The organism is Streptomyces sp. NPDC058157 (assembly GCF_042884105.1).
Taxonomy (GTDB): domain Bacteria; phylum Actinomycetota; class Actinomycetes; order Streptomycetales; family Streptomycetaceae; genus Streptomyces.
Genome location: NZ_JBHVUQ010000170.1, coordinates 1 through 16,185, shown reverse-complemented (window position 1 = coordinate 16,185; position 16,185 = coordinate 1). Strand labels below are relative to the sequence as shown.

Genomic DNA, 16,185 nt, shown 5'->3' with positions numbered 1-16,185 from the left:
GGCCGGTGCTCCGCCCGCCCGACGCCCGCAGGGCGAGCTGGCCGGCTCCCCCCGCCCGGGCCGGGTCCGCAGGGAGCCCGACGTCCGGTCAGGACGAGGCGGGCGCTCCGCCGGGCCCCGGTTCCGGGGGCAGGGCCGCGCGGAGGCGGGTCAGCAGGGCCCGGGCCGCCGGGCCGGACGGGCCGTCGGCGCGCCAGGCCAGCGCCACCCGGCCGCTCAGCTCCGGCTCCGTGATCCGCAGCACCCGCACCCCCGGCCCCGCCTGCGCCTGCGCCCCGTCCGGGATCACCGCCACCCCCAACCCCCGCGCCGCCATCCGGGCCAGTACCGCCGGCGCGGCCGCCTCGAAGTCCACCCGGGGCGTGAACCCCGCCGCCGCGCAGGCCCGCTCCAGCACCCCGCGCATCCCCGTCCCGCGCGGCAGGCCGATCAGCCGCCGCCCGCGCAGCGCCGCCAGCGCAACGGCCCCGTCCACCGCCTCCCCCAGGAGCGGGTCACCGGCCCGTACCGCCGCCACCAGCGGCTCGTCGAGCAGCAGCCGCGCAGTGATCCCCCGCGGCGGCTCCCCGGCCAGCCCGACCACCGCCAGGTCGAGGCGCCCGTCCCGCAGCGCGGCCAGCATCCGCTCCGAGGTGTCCTCGGCCAGCGACATCTCCACCCGCGGGTGTGCGTCGTGGAAGTCGCCCAGCAGCGCCACCAGGTCGAACGAGTCCATCGCCGCCCCGGCCGCCCCCGGTATCAGCCCCAGTGCCACCCGGCCCCGCAGCAGCCCGGAGAACTCGTCCGCCGTCCGCCGGATCCCCTCCACCGCCGCCAGCGCCGCCCGTGCGTGGACCAGGACCGCCTCGCCCGCCTCCGTCGGCGTCACCCGCCGCCCCGACCGGTCCAACAGCCGCTGCCCCAGCTCCCGCTCCAGCTGCCCGACCTGCGCGCTCACCCCCGGCTGCGACACGTGCAGGCGCCCCGCGGCCCGCGTGAAGCCGCCCTCCTCCACGACCGCGACGAAGTACCTCAGCTGAGCCAGTTCCATGACCGGTGATGCTAGATCGCGGGCCCGCCGCCTCCCGGGCCTGCGCCGTACGGGGGACGGGGGGCTCCCCGGCACCGCCTACCCTTGTTCCATGACCAGCAGCGGCGACCGGAGCACGGCAGTGGTGGACCCCAAGGGAACTTACGAGGTACGCACCTACGGGTGCCAGATGAACGTGCACGACTCCGAGCGACTCTCCGGTCTGCTGGAGGACGCCGGCTACGTCCGGGCCCCCGAGGGCTCCGACGGGGACGCCGACGTGGTCGTCTTCAACACCTGCGCGGTGCGCGAGAACGCCGACAACAAGCTCTACGGCAACCTCGGCCGGCTCGCCCCGATGAAGACCAAGCGCCCCGGCATGCAGATCGCCGTCGGCGGCTGCCTCGCCCAGAAGGACCGCGACACCATCGTCAAGAAGGCCCCCTGGGTCGACGTGGTCTTCGGCACGCACAACATCGGCAAGCTGCCCGTCCTCCTGGAGCGCGCCCGCGTCCGGGAGGAGGCCCAGATCGAGATCGCCGAGTCGCTGGAGGCCTTCCCCTCCACCCTGCCGACCCGCCGCGAGTCCGCCTACGCCGCCTGGGTCTCGATCTCCGTCGGCTGCAACAACACCTGCACCTTCTGCATCGTCCCGGCGCTGCGCGGCAAGGAGGAGGACCGCCGTCCCGGCGACATCCTCGCCGAGGTGGAGGCCCTGGTCGCCGAGGGCGTCTCGGAGATCACCCTGCTCGGGCAGAACGTCAACGCCTACGGCAGCGACCTCGGCGACCGCGAGGCCTTCAGCAAGCTGCTGCGCGCCTGCGGCGAGATCGAGGGCCTGGAGCGGGTCCGCTTCACCTCCCCGCACCCCAAGGACTTCACCGACGACGTCATCGCCGCCATGGCCGAGACCCCGAACGTGATGCCGCAGCTGCACATGCCGCTCCAGTCCGGCTCGGACCCGATCCTGCGGGCGATGCGCCGGTCCTACCGGCAGGAGCGTTTCCTCGGGATCATCGAGAAGGTCCGCGCCGCCATCCCGCACGCCGCGATCTCCACCGACATCATCGTGGGCTTCCCGGGTGAGACGGAGGAGGACTTCCAGCAGACGATGCACGTGGTCCGCGAGGCCCGCTTCGCCGGCGCCTTCACCTTCCAGTACTCCAAGCGCCCCGGCACCCCGGCCGCCGAGATGGAGGGGCAGATCCCCAAGGAGGTCGTCCAGGACCGCTACATGCGCCTGGTCGCCCTCCAGGAGGAGATCTCCTGGGAGGAGAACAAGAAGCAGGTCGGCCGCACCCTGGAGGTCATGGTCGCCGAGGGCGAGGGCCGCAAGGACGGCGCCACCGCCCGCCTGTCCGGCCGCGCCCCCGACAACCGCCTGGTCCACTTCACCAAGCCGGACGAGGAGGTCCGCCCCGGCGACGTGGTGACCGTGGAGATCACCTACGCGGCCCCGCACCACCTGCTGGCCGAGGGCCCGACCACCGCCGTGCGCCGCACGCGGGCGGGCGACGCCTGGGAGAAGCGCAACGCCGCCCCGGCCCAGCCCCAGGGCGTCATGCTCGGCATCCCGACCCTCGGCGTCCCGGCCCCGCTGCCGGTGGCCACCTCGGGCTGCGCGATCGACTGACCGGCGCCCCGTCCGGATCCTTCCCGGATCCTTCCCGGGCCCCGCTGGGGATCCGTCCGGGAACCTTCCGGCACCGGTGCGGCGGCCCTCGGGGCGCCGCACCGGGACGTCTGGCCCGATCGGCACGACACCGCCTAGGCTGCGGATCATGCTCGTAGCCGCAGCCGTCTGCCCCGCCCCGCCGCTCCTCGTGCCGGAGGTCGCCGCGGGCGCCGCCGCCGAACTCGACGGGGCCCGTACCGCCTGCTCCGACGCCCTCGCCGTACTGGCCGCCTCCCGGCCCGACGTGCTGGTCGTGGTCGGCTCCTGCGACGACGCCGACCACCAGGGGCCCTACCCGCAGGGCTCCCGAGGGAGCTTCCACGGCTTCGGCGTCGACGCGGAGGTCCGCCTCGGCGAGGGCGAGGAGGGGCCGCGCCTGCTGCCCGCCCCCCTGGCCGTGGGCGCCTGGCTGCTGGGCCGCGCCCGCTGGGGCGCCGCCCCCGTCGAGGGACTCGCCGTCGCGGACTCCCTGGAGGCCGCGCGCTGCCTGGAGACCGGCCGGGAGCTGGCCGCCGCCGACGAACGGGTCGCGCTGCTGGTCATGGGCGACGGCAGCGCCTGCCGCACGCTGAAGGCCCCGGGCTACCTCGACGAGCGCGCCGCCGCCTTCGACACCGCCGCCGGCCGGGCCCTGGGCTCCGCCGACACCGACGCGCTGGCCGCGCTGGACCCCGTACTCGCTGCCGAGCTCCAGGCCGCCGGGCGGGCGCCCTGGCAGGTGCTCGCGGGCGCCGCCGAGGGCGCGGGGCTGGGCGGGCGGCTGCTGTACGAGGACGCCCCGTACGGGGTCGGCTACTTCGTGGCCGCCTGGTCCTGACCGGAGGCGCCCCGTACGGCGAAGGGGCGCGGGACCCTCGGTCCCACGCCCCTTGATCCTGCCGGCGCCCCTCGGGGCGCCCCGCCTCAGGAAGCCGCCGGCGGCGTCGGCCCGCCGGGGGCGTCCTTGTGCGCGACCTTGCCCAGGGCGTCCTTCGCCTTGTCCGTACCGGTCGTGATCCGGTCGCTGTACTTGCCATGGGTCTTGGAGTCCACGACCTTGGCGACCTTGTCCAGGCCCTCGCCGATCCTGCCCTCGTGCTTCTGCGCGAGGTCGCCGACCTTGTCCTTGGCCGGAGCGAGCTTGGCCTTCAGATTGTCGAGCAGGCCCATGGGTCACCTTCCTGGGGTCCCCCCGGACGGAGCCCGGGGGAGCGGTGGCTATGTACGGGCGCCCTCGCCGGCCTCGCTGTCCGCGGCCACCTCGGCCGACTGCTGCTTGGGGATCTCCACGGCGGCCTCCGCCGCGGGAGCCCCGGCCGCAGCCGCCTCGTCCTCGCCGGCACCGTCGGCCGGCTCGGCCGCCGCGGCCGGCGTCTCCGCCGCGGTGGCCTCGGCCGTGACCTCCTCGGTCACCGCCTCTTCCTTACGACGAAAAATCCGGTCAAAAACGCCCATGTCTACTCCCATAACGTTACTCGTGCGGGTGAAGTTCCGCTGTGGCCGGACCGGCCTCCACCAGATGTGCGCCAGGCGCGCGCCGGGCCGGAACCTCTTCAGGGCAACGACCCCGGACACCCCCCGTCACCTCACCCGATCGGGTACATGACGGTGTCTTGACCGGGGGCTGCGAAACTGTTCCGGTGAGGAATGCAGCCCCCGCCCCGCGGGTCATCGCCGTCGTCGGTCCCACCGCGGCCGGAAAGTCCGACCTGGGCGTCGCCCTGGCCCGCCACTTCGACGGAGAGGTCGTCAACGCCGACTCCATGCAGCTCTACCGGGGGATGGACATCGGCACCGCCAAGCTGACGATGGACGAGCGCGGCGGCGTCCCCCACCACCTCCTCGACATCTGGGACGTCACCGAGACCGCCAGCGTCGCCGAGTACCAGCGCCTCGCCCGCGCCGAGATCGACAAGCTCCTCGCCCAGGGCCGCACGCCGGTCCTCGTCGGCGGATCCGGGCTCTACGTCCGCGGCGCCCTCGACGCCATGGAGTTCCCCGGCACCGACCCCGAGGTCCGCGCCCGGCTGGAGGAGGAGGCCACCCTGCGCGGCCCCGGCGCCCTGCACGCCCGCCTGGCCGCCCTCGACCCGGCCGCGGCCGCGGCGATCCTGCCCGGCAACACCCGCCGCATCGTCCGGGCCCTCGAGGTGATCGAGATCACGGGCAAGCCCTTCACCGCCAACCTGCCCGGCCACGAGTCCGTCTACGACACCGTCCAGATCGGCGTCGACGTGGCCCGCCCCGAGCTCGACGAGCGCATCGCGACGCGCGTCGACCGCATGTGGGAGGCCGGACTGGTCGAGGAGGTCCGGGACCTGGAGGCGCGGGGCCTGCGCGACGGCATCACCGCCTCCCGCGCCCTGGGCTACCAGCAGGTACTGGCCGCCCTCGCCGGCGAGTGCACGGAGGACGAGGCCAGGGCCGAGACCGTGCGGGCCACCAAGCGCTTCGCCCGCCGCCAGGACTCCTGGTTCCGCCGCGACCCCCGGGTCCACTGGCTCAGCGGAGCCGCCGCCGATCGCGGGGAACTCCCCGGACTCGCGCAGTCGTTGGTCGAACGAGCGGTCACAGCCTGATCACGTGATGGCATCGGGACGCCCCGTGCGCCCGTCGCAGGCCCCCGACCGTGCCATCATCAAACTTCTGAACAGTGGCGTGCGGAGTCCGAAGTGGGGAGGGCGCGTGGCTATGGAGGCCGGCCCTCGGCGAGACACCGGGCGGGACGACACCGAGCGGGAGACGGACGTAACCCTGTCCGCCCTCCCCGCGGTGCCCGGCGAGCCCGCGGGCACCGGCGCGCCGGGAGCCCCCGGCGGCCCGGACGGCCCCGACGGACTCGGCCTGCCCGCCGACCCCGCCCGCCTGACCACCGACGGCCCCGAAGCGCCCGAGCCCGGCAGCGAGACTGCCGACGCCCCCGCAGTCGAGGTCGAGCTGCGGCCCCAGCGCCGGCTGCGGATCTGGCAGATCGCCCCCATCGTGATGCTGGCCGCCGCCGGCTCCCTGATGTTCGCCTTCCCCCTCGCCTTCGAGTTCGGCGACGGCGGAGCGGTCGTGGCCATGCTCGGCTTCCTCATCAGCTCCTGCGCGGGCGGCTGGGGCATGATGGCCGCCCGCCGCGTCGGCTACTCCTGGCCCGGGCTCCCGCCCCGGGGCAGCGGCCGCCGCCCCGACTGGCGGATCGCCGGGCTGTACGCACTGGTCGCGCTGGCCGTCGTCGCCCTCGCCGTCTACCGGGTGGCTCGCCTGCGCTGACCAGCGCCGACACCGCGCTGACGGCCCTCTGACCGCATGCCGGGCCCACCGGCCGGGGCCGCGCCCCGCTCGGTACCATGGGATCGTGACGCACACCACCCTCCCCTTCCTCAAGGGCCACGGGACCGAGAACGACTTCGTGATCGTCCCCGACCCGGACAACGCCGTCGACCTGCCGCCCACCGCCGTCGCCGCCCTGTGCGACCGCCGGGCCGGCATCGGGGCGGACGGTGTGCTGCATGTCGTGCGCTCCGCCGTCCACCCCGAGGCCGCGCACCTGGCCGACCAGGCCGAGTGGTTCATGGACTACCGCAACAGCGACGGCTCCGTCGCCGAGATGTGCGGCAACGGCGTGCGCGTCTTCGCCCGCTACCTCCACCACGCCGGCCACGTCGAGCCCGGCGACTTCGCGATCGCCACCCGCGGCGGGGTCAAGCAGGCCCACCTCGCGAAGACCGGCGACGTCACCGTCTCCATGGGCAGCGCCCGGCTCCCCGAGGGCGAGGTCACCGTCTCCGTCGGCGAGCGCTCCTGGCCCGCGCGCAACGTGAACATGGGGAACCCGCACGCCGTCGCGTTCGTTGAAAGCCTCGACCACGCCGGCGACCTGTACAGCCCCCCGCCCTTCAGCCCGGCCTCCGCCTACCCCACCGGGGTCAATGTCGAGTTCGTCGTCGACCGCGGCCCGCGGCACGTCGCCATGCGCGTCCACGAGCGCGGCTCCGGCGAGACCCGCTCCTGCGGGACAGGCGCCTGCGCCGTCGCCGTGGCCGCCATCCGGCGCGACGGAGCCGACCCCGCCGTCACGGGAGAGCCCGTCTCGTACACGGTCGACCTGCCCGGCGGTACCCTCGTCATCACCGAACACCCCGACGGTCGCATCGACATGACCGGACCGGCCGTCATCGTGGCCTCCGGCGAGTTCGAAGCGGACTGGCTCACGGAAACTGCCTTCGCCTGAAGATTCCCTCTCTTGGGTGATCCGTTTCACGCTGAGCGAGAGGCGGACTGCGCCACGTGGTGGGGTCGGTAACATCAGGCACCGGCCCTGAGGGCTCACCCCATGCCCACCACCGCCGGTCGAAGCCGCCGGAGGTGCCCATGAGTGCAGAGGCCACGAACCCCGAAGCACATGCTGAAGTGCGCCCTGAGCTGCGCAGACGTGGCCGGACCCGGCTCGATCTGCGCCGCCTGGGCCGAGCCGCCCTGCTCGGGCCCGCGTCCCGGGACCGCCTCCCGGACGCCATCGGACACGTAGCAGAAGCGCACCGAGCCCACCACCCGGACGCGGACCTGTCCATCCTGCGCCGTGCGTACCTCCTGGCGGAGTCCTCGCACCGCGGCCAGATGCGCAAGAGCGGTGAGCCGTACATCACACACCCGCTCGCCGTCACGCTCATCCTGGCCGAACTCGGCGCCGAGACCACCACCCTGACGGCCTCCCTGCTGCACGACACCGTCGAGGACACCGAGGTGACCCTCGATCAGGTCCGCACCGAGTTCGGCGACGAGGTCGCCTTCATCGTCGACGGGGTCACCAAGGTCGAGAAGATCGACTACGGCGCCGCCGCCGAACCCGAGACCTTCCGCAAGATGCTCGTCGCCACCGGCAACGACGTCCGCGTCATGTCCATCAAACTCGCCGACCGGCTGCACAACATGCGCACCCTCGGCGTGATGCGCCCCGAGAAACAGGCCCGCATCGCCAAGGTCACCCGCGACGTCCTGATCCCGCTCGCCGAACGCCTCGGCGTCCAGGCCCTCAAGACCGAACTGGAAGACCTCGTCTTCGCGATCCTGCACCCCGAGGAGTACGAGCGCACCCGCGCGCTCATCGCCGCCCACTGCGGCGCGGACGACCCCCTCCTCGCCATCGCAGAGTCCGTACGCACCGTCCTGCGCGAGGCCGGCATCACCGCCGAGGTGCTCGTCCGCCCCCGGCACTTCGTCTCCGTCCACCGCATCTCCCGCACCCGCGGCGAACTCCGCGGCCCGGACTTCGGCCGCATCCTCGTCCTCGTCGGAGAGAACGCCGACTGCTACGCCGTCCTCGGCGAACTCCACACCTGCTTCACCCCGGTCGTCTCGGAGTTCAAGGACTTCATCGCCGTCCCCAAGTTCAACCTCTACCAGTCGCTGCACACCGCCGTCGCCGTCCCCGAGGGGTACGTCGCCGAGGTCATCGTCCGCACCCGGCAGATGCACCGCGTCGCCGAGGCGGGCGTGGTCGCCCTCGGCAACCCGTACGCGACCGGCGAGGGCTCCGACTGCGAAGGGGTCGACCCGACCCGGCCCGGCTGGCTCTCCCGGCTCCTCGACTGGCAGCAGTCCGCACCCGACCCCGACACCTTCTGGACGGGCCTGCGCGCCGAACTCGCCCAGGACCGCGAGATCACCGTCTACCGCGCCGACGGCGGCACCCTGGCCCTGCCCGCCGGGGCCGGCTGTATCGACGCCGCCTACGCCCAGTACGGCGAGGCGGCCCACGGCTGTATCGGCGCCCGCGTCAACGGGCGCCTCACCTCCCTCTCCGCCCCGCTCTCCGACGGGGACACCGTCCAGCTGCTGCTCGCCCAGGACGCCTCCTCCGGGCCCGCCGCCGACTGGCTGGAGCACGCCAAGACCCCGGCCGCCCGCATCGCCATCAGCAGCTGGCTCCAGGCCCACCCCGAGGGCGCCGTACCCGCCGCCGCGGCCCCCCGCGCCCCCCTCTCGGTGCCCGGGCTGCGCGGGGGCGGGGGCAACGCCGTCGCCGACCTCCCCGACGCGCACGTCCGCCTCGCCGGCTGCTGCACCCCCGTCCCGCCGGACGCGGTCGCCGGATTCGTCGTCCGGGGCGGCGCCGTCACCGTCCACCGGGTGCACTGCCCGGCCGTCGCCCAGATGCGGTCGCTCGGCCGCACCTCCGTCGCCGTGCACTGGCGGGCCACCGCCGACTGCCGGGTCACCCTGCTCGCCGAATCGTTCGGCCGCCCGCACCTGCTGGCCGACCTGACCGAGGCCATCGCCCGCCAGGGGGTCGAGGTCGTCTCCGCCACCGTCGAGCCGCCCGTCGAGCAGCGGGTCCGGCACAGCTACACCCTGCAGCTGCCCGACGCCTCCGTGCTGCCCGGGCTGATGCGGGCCATGCGGGACGTGCCCGGCGTGTACGACGTCGGCCGGGCCTGACGGGAACACGGGGGGCGAAGGGGGAGGCCGGGGACGGGGGGCCGTCGGGGGAGTCTCGTTCGGGTGGATCCGTCGCGCGCCGCGCGCCGGGCCGCGGCGGGCGCTGGTAAGCGGTGGTGGATGCAGCTCTCCTCCCCGCGCCTGCGCGCCGCCCTGCTCGCCGCGGCCTCCCTCAGCCTCGTCGCCGCCGTGCTGCCGCCGCCCAAGCCCCTCGGCATCGGCGACCGCCTCTTCCCCGAGCTCGGCAACCCCGGGTACGACGTCCTCTCGTACGACCTCTCCCTCACGTACAAGGACAACCGCACCCCCCTCGACGCGGTGACCGCCATCGAAGCCCGTGCCCTGGCCCCGCTGGAGCGGATCAACCTGGACTTCACCCACGGGACGGTGGCCTCCGCCGAGGTCAACGGCGAACCCGCGCGGTTCGAGAGCGCGGGGGAGGACCTCGTACTGACTCCCGCGCACCCCGTCGCCGCGAACACCCCGCTGCGGATCACCGTCCGCCACACCAGCGACCCGCGCGGCTCCTCCGACGGCGGCTGGGTCACCACCGAGGACGGCCTGGCCATGGCCAACCAGGCCGACGCGGCGCACCGGGTCTTCCCCTGCAACGACCACCCCGCCGACAAGGCCTACTTCACCTTCCACGTCACCGCCCCCGAGGGCTACACCGTCGTGGCGAACGGCCTGCCCGGCGCACTCCCCGCCACCCGCGCGGCCGGGGCGACCGAGTGGACCTACCGGACCCTGCACCCGATGGCCACCGAGCTCGCCCAGGTCTCCATCGGCCGCTCCGCCGTCCTCCAACGCACCGGACCGCACGGGCTGCCGCTGCGCGACGTGGTGCCCGCCGCCGACCGGGAGCGGCTGGAGCCCTGGCTGCGCAAGACCGCCGGGCACATCGAGTGGATGGAGCAGCGGGTCGGCCGCTACCCCTTCGAGAACTACGGGGTGCTGATCGCCCGCGCCCGCACCGGCTTCGAGCTGGAGACCCAGACCCTCTCGCTCTTCGAGAACGGCCTCTTCGCGGGGGAGGCCCAGGGCTACCCCGAGTGGTACGTCGAGTCCGTCATGGTCCACGAGCTCGCCCACCAGTGGTTCGGCGACAGCGTCACCCCGCGCACCTGGTCCGACCTCTGGCTCAACGAGGGACACGCCACCTGGTACGAGGCCCTCTACGCGGACGGGCTCGGCAAGTACTCCCTGGACCGGCGGATGCGCGAGGCCTACCAGCGCTCCGACCAGTGGCGGGCCGCCGGCGGCCCCCCGGCGGCCCCCAAGGCGGCGGCGCCCGGGCAGAAGATCGGCCTGTTCCGCCCCGTGGTCTACGACGGGGCAGCCCTGATCCTCTACGCCCTGCGCGAGGAGATCGGCACCGCCGCCTTCGACCGGGTGGAGCGGCGGTGGGTGGCGGAGCACAAGGACGGCACCGCCGGCACCGACGACTTCGTACGCCTCGCCTCGCAGGAGGCCGGGCGCGACCTCACGGCCTTCCTGAAGCCCTGGCTCTACGGGACGAAGACCCCGCCGATGCCCGGCCACCCGGACTGGAGCTCCCCGGCGGCCAAGGCGGCCCCCAAGGCGGCCCCTAAGGCGGCGGCGCCCGCCCACGCTCCGGAAGGGGCCGGAAAAACGGTATGACGGGCCAGGAACGGGCATGTCACCATCGACGAGGCCGGCAACGGAGCGGACCGGGGAATCACCGGACCGGGTCCCGCGTTGGACGTGACAGAGTCAGTCACGCACGGCGGTACCTTTGGCCCTAGCCGGCGCGCACGCAACCGAATCGACGTAAGGATCCAATGACCTCCTCTTCATCCCCTTCCCAGGACCCGCGGGACGCGCAGGACGTGCGGGACCCGCAGCGCTTCACCGAGAGCCTTCGGGCCGATGCCCTGATGGAAGAGGACGTCGCCTGGAGCCACGAGATCGACGGAGACCGGGACGGCGACCAGTTCGACCGCTCCGAGCGCGCGGCCCTGCGCCGCGTGGCCGGTCTCTCCACCGAGCTCGAGGACGTCACCGAGGTCGAGTACCGACAGCTCCGCCTGGAGCGCGTCGTCCTCGTCGGTGTCTGGACCTCCGGCACGGTGGGCGACGCCGAGAACTCCCTCGCGGAGCTCGCGGCCCTGGCCGAGACGGCGGGCGCCCTCGTACTCGACGGTGTCATCCAGCGCCGCGACAAGCCCGACCCGGCCACCTTCATCGGTTCCGGAAAGGCCCGCGAGCTGCGCGACATCGTGCTGGAGAGCGGCGCCGACACCGTCGTCTGCGACGGCGAGCTCAGCCCCGGCCAGCTCATCGCCCTCGAGGACGTCGTCAAGGTCAAGGTCGTCGACCGGACCGCCCTCATCCTGGACATCTTCGCCCAGCACGCCAAGTCCCGAGAGGGCAAGGCGCAGGTCGCCCTCGCGCAGATGCAGTACATGCTGCCGCGGCTGCGCGGCTGGGGTCAGTCGCTCTCCCGGCAGATGGGTGGCGGCGGCGGTGGCGGCATGGCCACCCGAGGCCCCGGTGAGACCAAGATCGAGACGGACCGGCGCCGCATCCGCGAGAAGATGGCGAAGATGCGCCGGGAGATCGCCGAGATGAAGACCGGCCGCGACATCAAGCGGCAGGAACGGCGCCGCAACAAGGTGCCCTCGGTCGCCATCGCCGGCTACACCAACGCCGGCAAGTCCTCCCTGCTCAACCGCCTCACCGGCGCGGGCGTCCTGGTGGAGAACGCGCTGTTCGCCACCCTCGACCCGACCGTGCGCCGCGCCGAGACCCCGTCCGGCCGGGTGTACACCCTGGCCGACACCGTGGGCTTCGTCCGGCACCTGCCGCACCACCTCGTCGAGGCGTTCCGCTCCACGATGGAGGAGGTCGGCGACTCCGACCTCATCCTGCACATCGTGGACGGCTCGCACCCGGCACCGGAGGAGCAGCTGGCGGCGGTCCGCGAGGTCATCCGCGAGGTCGGCGCCGTCAACGTGCCGGAGATCGTGGTGATCAACAAGGCCGACGCCGCGGACCCGCTGGTCCTGCAGCGCCTGCTGCGCATCGAGCGGCACTCCATCGCCGTCTCGGCCCGTACGGGCCAGGGCATCGAGGAACTCCTCGCGCTCATCGACAGCGAGCTGCCCCGGCCGGCCGTCGAGGTGGAGGCGCTCGTGCCGTACACCCGCGGCGGACTGGTCGCCCGGGCGCACGCCGAGGGCGAGGTGATCTCCGAGGAGCACACCCCGGAGGGCACCGTCCTCAAGGCGCGGGTCCACCAGGAACTCGCGGCGGAACTGGCGCCGTACATCCCCGCCAAGCGGTAACGCCGGCAGACAGGACCGAGGGCCCTCCGCATGTGCGGAGGGCCCTCGGCCGTTTTCCGCGCCCACCGGCGCGGGTGCGCGTTCAGCGCTTGAACTTGGCACTCACGGCGTCGTAGATCCCCTTGGCCTCCGGCCCCAGCTTCGGGCCGGCCAGCCAGCCCGCCTTCGCCGGGCCGATCGAGGTGTTCGAGACCAGCGCGGGCTTGCCGTCGGCACCCGTGGCGATCCAGCCGCCGCCGGAGGAGCCGCCCGTCATCGTGCAGCCGATGCGGTACATCACCGGGTCCTGCTGGTGCAGCGCCAGACGGCCCGGCTTGTCCGTGCACTGGTAGGCCTTCTGGCCGTCGAAGGGACCCGCGGCCGGGTAGCCCGTCGCCGTCATCCCCGTGATCTTCGGGACCGCCGGGGCGCTGAACTCCACCGGCAGCGCCGTGCCGACCGTCTCCTCCAGCGACTTGCCGCTGCCGCCCTTCTCCGGCGTCACGTGCAGCACCGCGAAGTCGTACGGCGCGCCCGCACCGCCCGTCGGACCGCCGTTCGCGATCCACTGGTCGGAGGTCTGCGCCCAGTCGCTCCACCACACGCCGTACGGGGCCACCTGCTCGCGCGGCGCGCCCTTGAGCTCCGCCGCCGGCCGGCCCGCGTTGTTGTACGAGGGGACGAAGGCGATGTTGCGGTACCAGCCGCCGGCCTTGCCCGCGTGCACGCAGTGGCCGGCCGTCCAGACCAGGTTGGACTTGCCGGGGTGGGCGGGGTCCTTCACCACGGTCGCCGAGCAGACCATCGAGCCCTCGGGACCGTCGAAGAAGACCTTGCCGGACGCCGGAACGCTGGAGTGGTACGGCGCGGCCGCCGCCTTCGCCGTCACCGGCGCCGGGGTCGGGTCCGTGACGCCCTGGTCCTTGCCGGCGTCGGGGTCGACGGACGGGCGCTGCGGCTGCTCCGCGTCACGCATCCGGTCCGGGTCCCAGAGGCCGTCGATGATCGGGTTGACGTAGTCGCCCGCCTCGCGGAGCCAGTCGTCCTTGTTCCAGTTCTTCCACGCGCCCCCCTTCCACTTCTCCATGTCGAAGCCGTGCTGCTTGAGCTTGTCCTTGAGCTCTTGCGGGATCTTGATCGGGCCGTCCGCGGCGCCGCCGGACGGGAGGGGCGCTGCCACGGTCGGCTTGGCGTCGCCGCCGGCCTCCCCGTCGCCGGGTCCGCAGGCCGCGGCGGTCAGCGCGAGCGCGGCCGCGCAGAGGGCCGCGGTGACCGGTCGGTTCGGTCGCATGTCGTAAATCCCCCAGGTGCTTCGAGGTGTTGGGACGGGGTCGTCCAGGGTGCTCCGGTTCGCATTCGCAGCACCCCACTATGCCGCCGCCGTTGAAGACGGCGGGCCCCGGGTCTGCGGTTCCGGCGCGCACCGATGCTCTCGGCCCTGCTGCTCAACCGGGGTTCGGGGGCCGCCCGGCCGAAAACTGAAGGCCCTTCATGACCCCTGGACCGCAAGGATCTTCGCCCGAACCCGTGATCCGCCGCCGTCGCCGTCGTTGGTACGTACGGGGGACGGTGCAGCAGCGTTCGTGTTCGAGGCGCAATCCGGAAGAGGAACCGTGCGGGAGGTCCGACAGTCGTGTCCCTGACCGAGCAGGCCGCAGCCGCGGCACAGATCCCGCCCCAGGGCGGCCGGGGGCCGGCCACGGCCGAGGGCATCCTGCGCCGGCAGGCGCTGCGGGAGTCCGCGGCCCGGACGTACGCGCGCTCGCTGCCCATCGTCCCGGTACGGGCGCGCGGTCTGACCATCGAGGGCGCCGACGGGCGGCGCTACCTCGACTGCCTCTCCGGCGCGGGCACCCTCGCCCTCGGGCACAACCACCCCGTGGTCCTCGAGGCCATCCGCCGGGTCCTCGACTCGGGGGCCCCGCTGCATGTGCTCGACCTCGCCACCCCGGTCAAGGACGCCTTCACCACCGAGCTGTTCGCGAACCTGCCGGCCGGGCTGGCCGCCGACGCCCGCGTCCAGTTCTGCGGGCCGGCCGGGACGGACGCGGTCGAGGCCGCGCTGAAACTCGTCCGCACCGCCACCGGACGCTCCGGCCTGCTCGCCTTCACCGGGGCCTACCACGGCATGACGGCCGGGGCCCTGGGCGCTTCCGGCGGCGCCCCCGACGTCCGGGTGACCCGGCTGCCGTACCCGCAGGACCACCGCTGCCCGTTCGGGGTCGGCGGCGCGGAGGGCGCCCGCCTGTCGGCGGCGTGGACCGAGAGCCTGCTCGACGACCCCAAGGGAGGGGTGCCCGCCCCGGCGGGCATGCTCGTCGAACCCGTCCAGGGCGAGGGCGGGGTCCACCCGGCCCCGGACGACTGGCTGCGCCGGATGCGGGAGATCACCCAGGCCCGGGGCATCCCGCTGATCGCGGACGAGGTGCAGACCGGGGTGGGCCGCACCGGGGCCTTCTGGGGCGTCGACCACGCCGGGGTGGTGCCCGACGTGATGGTGCTCTCCAAGGCCATCGGCGGCAGCCTGCCGCTGGCCGTGATCGTCTACCGCTCCGAGCTGGACGCCTGGGAGCCCGGAGCCCATGCCGGAACGTTCCGCGGCAACCAGCTCGCCATGGCCGCCGGCACCGCCACCCTCGCCTACGTCCGCCGCAACGGCCTCGCCGAACGCGCGGCCGAACTGGGCGGCCGGATGCTCACCGCCCTGCGCGGCCTGGCGGCCGACCAGCCCTGCGTGGGCGACGTACGCGGCAGGGGCCTGATGCTCGGCGTCGAGATCGTCGACCCCGACACGGGAGCCGCCGCCCCCGCCCTGGCCGCCGCCATCCGCCAGGAGTGCCTGGAACGCGGCCTGATCGTCGAACTCGGCGGCCGTCACGGCGCCGTGGTCCGCCTGCTGCCCCCGCTCACCCTCACCGACGAGCAGGCCACAGCCGTCCTGGACCGCCTCGCCGACGCCGTCCCCGCCGCCGCCCACTGACCAAGGACCCCACCCATGCCCGACCCCGGAACCCACCCGGCCCCCACACCTCCCCCGAACCACCCCGCACCCCCACCAACCACCACCCAGCCACCCCCGCCCTGGCCCACCCCACCCTCCACCCCCGCCCCACCCCGTCCCGCCCCCACACCCGCCCCCGAACCAGCAAACGAGGCCCCCACCCCGGCAGCCGCGCCGAGGCCCGCCCCGGAGCCCGAACCCCCCACCACCACGGCAGCCCCGCGGGACCTCCGCCACCTCCCCGCCCCGGCAGCCGCGCCGAGGCCCGCCCCCGAGCCCGACCCCCCCACCACCCCGGCAGCCCCGCGGGATCTCCGCCACCTCCCCGCCCCGGCAGCCCCGCCGAGCACAGCCCCTGGGACCGAACCCCCCACCACCCCGGCAGCCCCCGGGGACCCCCGGCAGCTCCCCGCCCCCGCCCCAACCTCACCGCTTCCCGGAGCCGGAGCCCCGGCGGCCTCGGGGACCACCCCGCAGCCCCCCAGGCCGGACTCCGCGCCCGCGCCGGCGCTCCCCTGGACGGGAACCCCGCCCGGAGCCGGAGCCGGAGCCGGAGCCGGAGCCGGGTCCCGGGCCGACGCCGGAGCCGAAACCGGGCAGACGCCCCCCGCCGGGCCCTTCACCGCCCCCGGAGCGTCCGGGAGCGGCGCCGGAGCCGCCCCGGCGCCCCGGGCGGCGGCCGCGGCCGGGACGGTGCCGCGGCAGAAGGCAGGCACCCCCGGGCCCCGGGTGGGCGGGGCCGGACCTGCCGGGCGCGTACCGGCGGTGCTGCCCGATCTTCTTGACCTCCCCGACCCTGCCACCGACT

General features: G+C 74.4%; 13 protein-coding genes. 9 read left to right on the top strand and 4 right to left on the bottom strand.

Going from position 1 to position 16,185, the window contains the following annotated elements; translation table 11 throughout:
* Positions 1-88 precede the first annotated feature (88 nt).
* A complete protein-coding gene (locus ACFVXK_RS30225) occupies positions 89-1,030 on the bottom strand; it encodes a LysR family transcriptional regulator (RefSeq protein ID WP_389617677.1) in 942 nt (313 codons plus the stop codon).
* Positions 1,031-1,121: 91 nt separating this feature from the next.
* Here ACFVXK_RS30225 and miaB point away from each other — a divergent pair, with 91 nt between their 5' ends.
* Positions 1,122-2,642 carry a tRNA (N6-isopentenyl adenosine(37)-C2)-methylthiotransferase MiaB gene (gene miaB, locus ACFVXK_RS30220; protein WP_389617675.1) on the top strand — a complete coding sequence of 507 codons (1,521 nt, stop codon included), beginning with the start codon at positions 1,122-1,124 and terminating at the stop codon, positions 2,640-2,642.
* A gap of 148 nt (positions 2,643-2,790) precedes the next feature.
* A complete protein-coding gene (locus ACFVXK_RS30215; protein ID WP_389617673.1) occupies positions 2,791-3,501 on the top strand; it encodes a class III extradiol dioxygenase subunit B-like domain-containing protein in 711 nt (236 codons plus the stop codon).
* A gap of 86 nt (positions 3,502-3,587) precedes the next feature.
* Here ACFVXK_RS30215 and ACFVXK_RS30210 read toward each other — a convergent pair whose 3' ends face one another.
* Together ACFVXK_RS30210 and ACFVXK_RS30205 are read right to left on the bottom strand one after the other, a co-directional pair.
* On the bottom strand, positions 3,588-3,833 hold the full coding sequence (locus ACFVXK_RS30210) for an antitoxin (RefSeq protein ID WP_358892010.1): 246 nt from the start codon (positions 3,831-3,833) through the stop codon (positions 3,588-3,590).
* Between the two features lie 48 nt (positions 3,834-3,881).
* The gene (locus ACFVXK_RS30205; RefSeq protein ID WP_389617670.1) at positions 3,882-4,076 is read right to left on the bottom strand and encodes a gliding motility protein; all 195 of its coding nucleotides are present in this window, start codon (positions 4,074-4,076) and stop codon (positions 3,882-3,884) included.
* A 227-nt stretch (positions 4,077-4,303) separates the two neighbouring features.
* Between ACFVXK_RS30205 and miaA the strand changes: the two genes are divergently transcribed.
* The 6 genes from miaA to hflX all read left to right on the top strand — a co-directional run bounded on the left by miaA (position 4,304) and on the right by hflX (position 12,397).
* Complete coding sequence (gene miaA / locus ACFVXK_RS30200; protein WP_389617667.1) at positions 4,304-5,242, top strand: tRNA (adenosine(37)-N6)-dimethylallyltransferase MiaA; 939 nt, start codon at positions 4,304-4,306, stop codon at positions 5,240-5,242.
* 112 nt (positions 5,243-5,354) lie between these two features.
* On the top strand, positions 5,355-5,921 hold the full coding sequence (locus ACFVXK_RS30195) for a hypothetical protein (protein ID WP_389617680.1): 567 nt from the start codon (positions 5,355-5,357) through the stop codon (positions 5,919-5,921).
* 85 nt (positions 5,922-6,006) lie between these two features.
* Positions 6,007-6,882 (top strand): diaminopimelate epimerase, encoded by an 876-nt coding sequence (dapF, locus tag ACFVXK_RS30190; protein WP_389617664.1) that lies wholly within the window; start codon positions 6,007-6,009, stop codon positions 6,880-6,882.
* A gap of 140 nt (positions 6,883-7,022) precedes the next feature.
* Complete coding sequence (locus ACFVXK_RS30185; protein ID WP_389617661.1) at positions 7,023-9,089, top strand: RelA/SpoT family protein; 2,067 nt, start codon at positions 7,023-7,025, stop codon at positions 9,087-9,089.
* A 120-nt stretch (positions 9,090-9,209) separates the two neighbouring features.
* Positions 9,210-10,730 carry a M1 family metallopeptidase gene (locus ACFVXK_RS30180; protein ID WP_389617658.1) on the top strand — a complete coding sequence of 507 codons (1,521 nt, stop codon included), beginning with the start codon at positions 9,210-9,212 and terminating at the stop codon, positions 10,728-10,730.
* A 161-nt stretch (positions 10,731-10,891) separates the two neighbouring features.
* Positions 10,892-12,397 (top strand): GTPase HflX, encoded by a 1,506-nt coding sequence (hflX, locus tag ACFVXK_RS30175; protein ID WP_389617655.1) that lies wholly within the window; start codon positions 10,892-10,894, stop codon positions 12,395-12,397.
* A gap of 82 nt (positions 12,398-12,479) precedes the next feature.
* Here hflX and ACFVXK_RS30170 read toward each other — a convergent pair whose 3' ends face one another.
* Positions 12,480-13,667, bottom strand: coding sequence for a trypsin-like serine peptidase (locus ACFVXK_RS30170; protein WP_389617652.1), 1,188 nt, complete (start codon positions 13,665-13,667; stop codon positions 12,480-12,482).
* A gap of 342 nt (positions 13,668-14,009) precedes the next feature.
* Here ACFVXK_RS30170 and ACFVXK_RS30165 point away from each other — a divergent pair, with 342 nt between their 5' ends.
* Entirely contained in the window at positions 14,010-15,356 is a 1,347-nt protein-coding gene (locus ACFVXK_RS30165) for a diaminobutyrate--2-oxoglutarate transaminase family protein (protein WP_389617649.1), read from the top strand.
* Positions 15,357-16,185 lie beyond the last annotated feature (829 nt).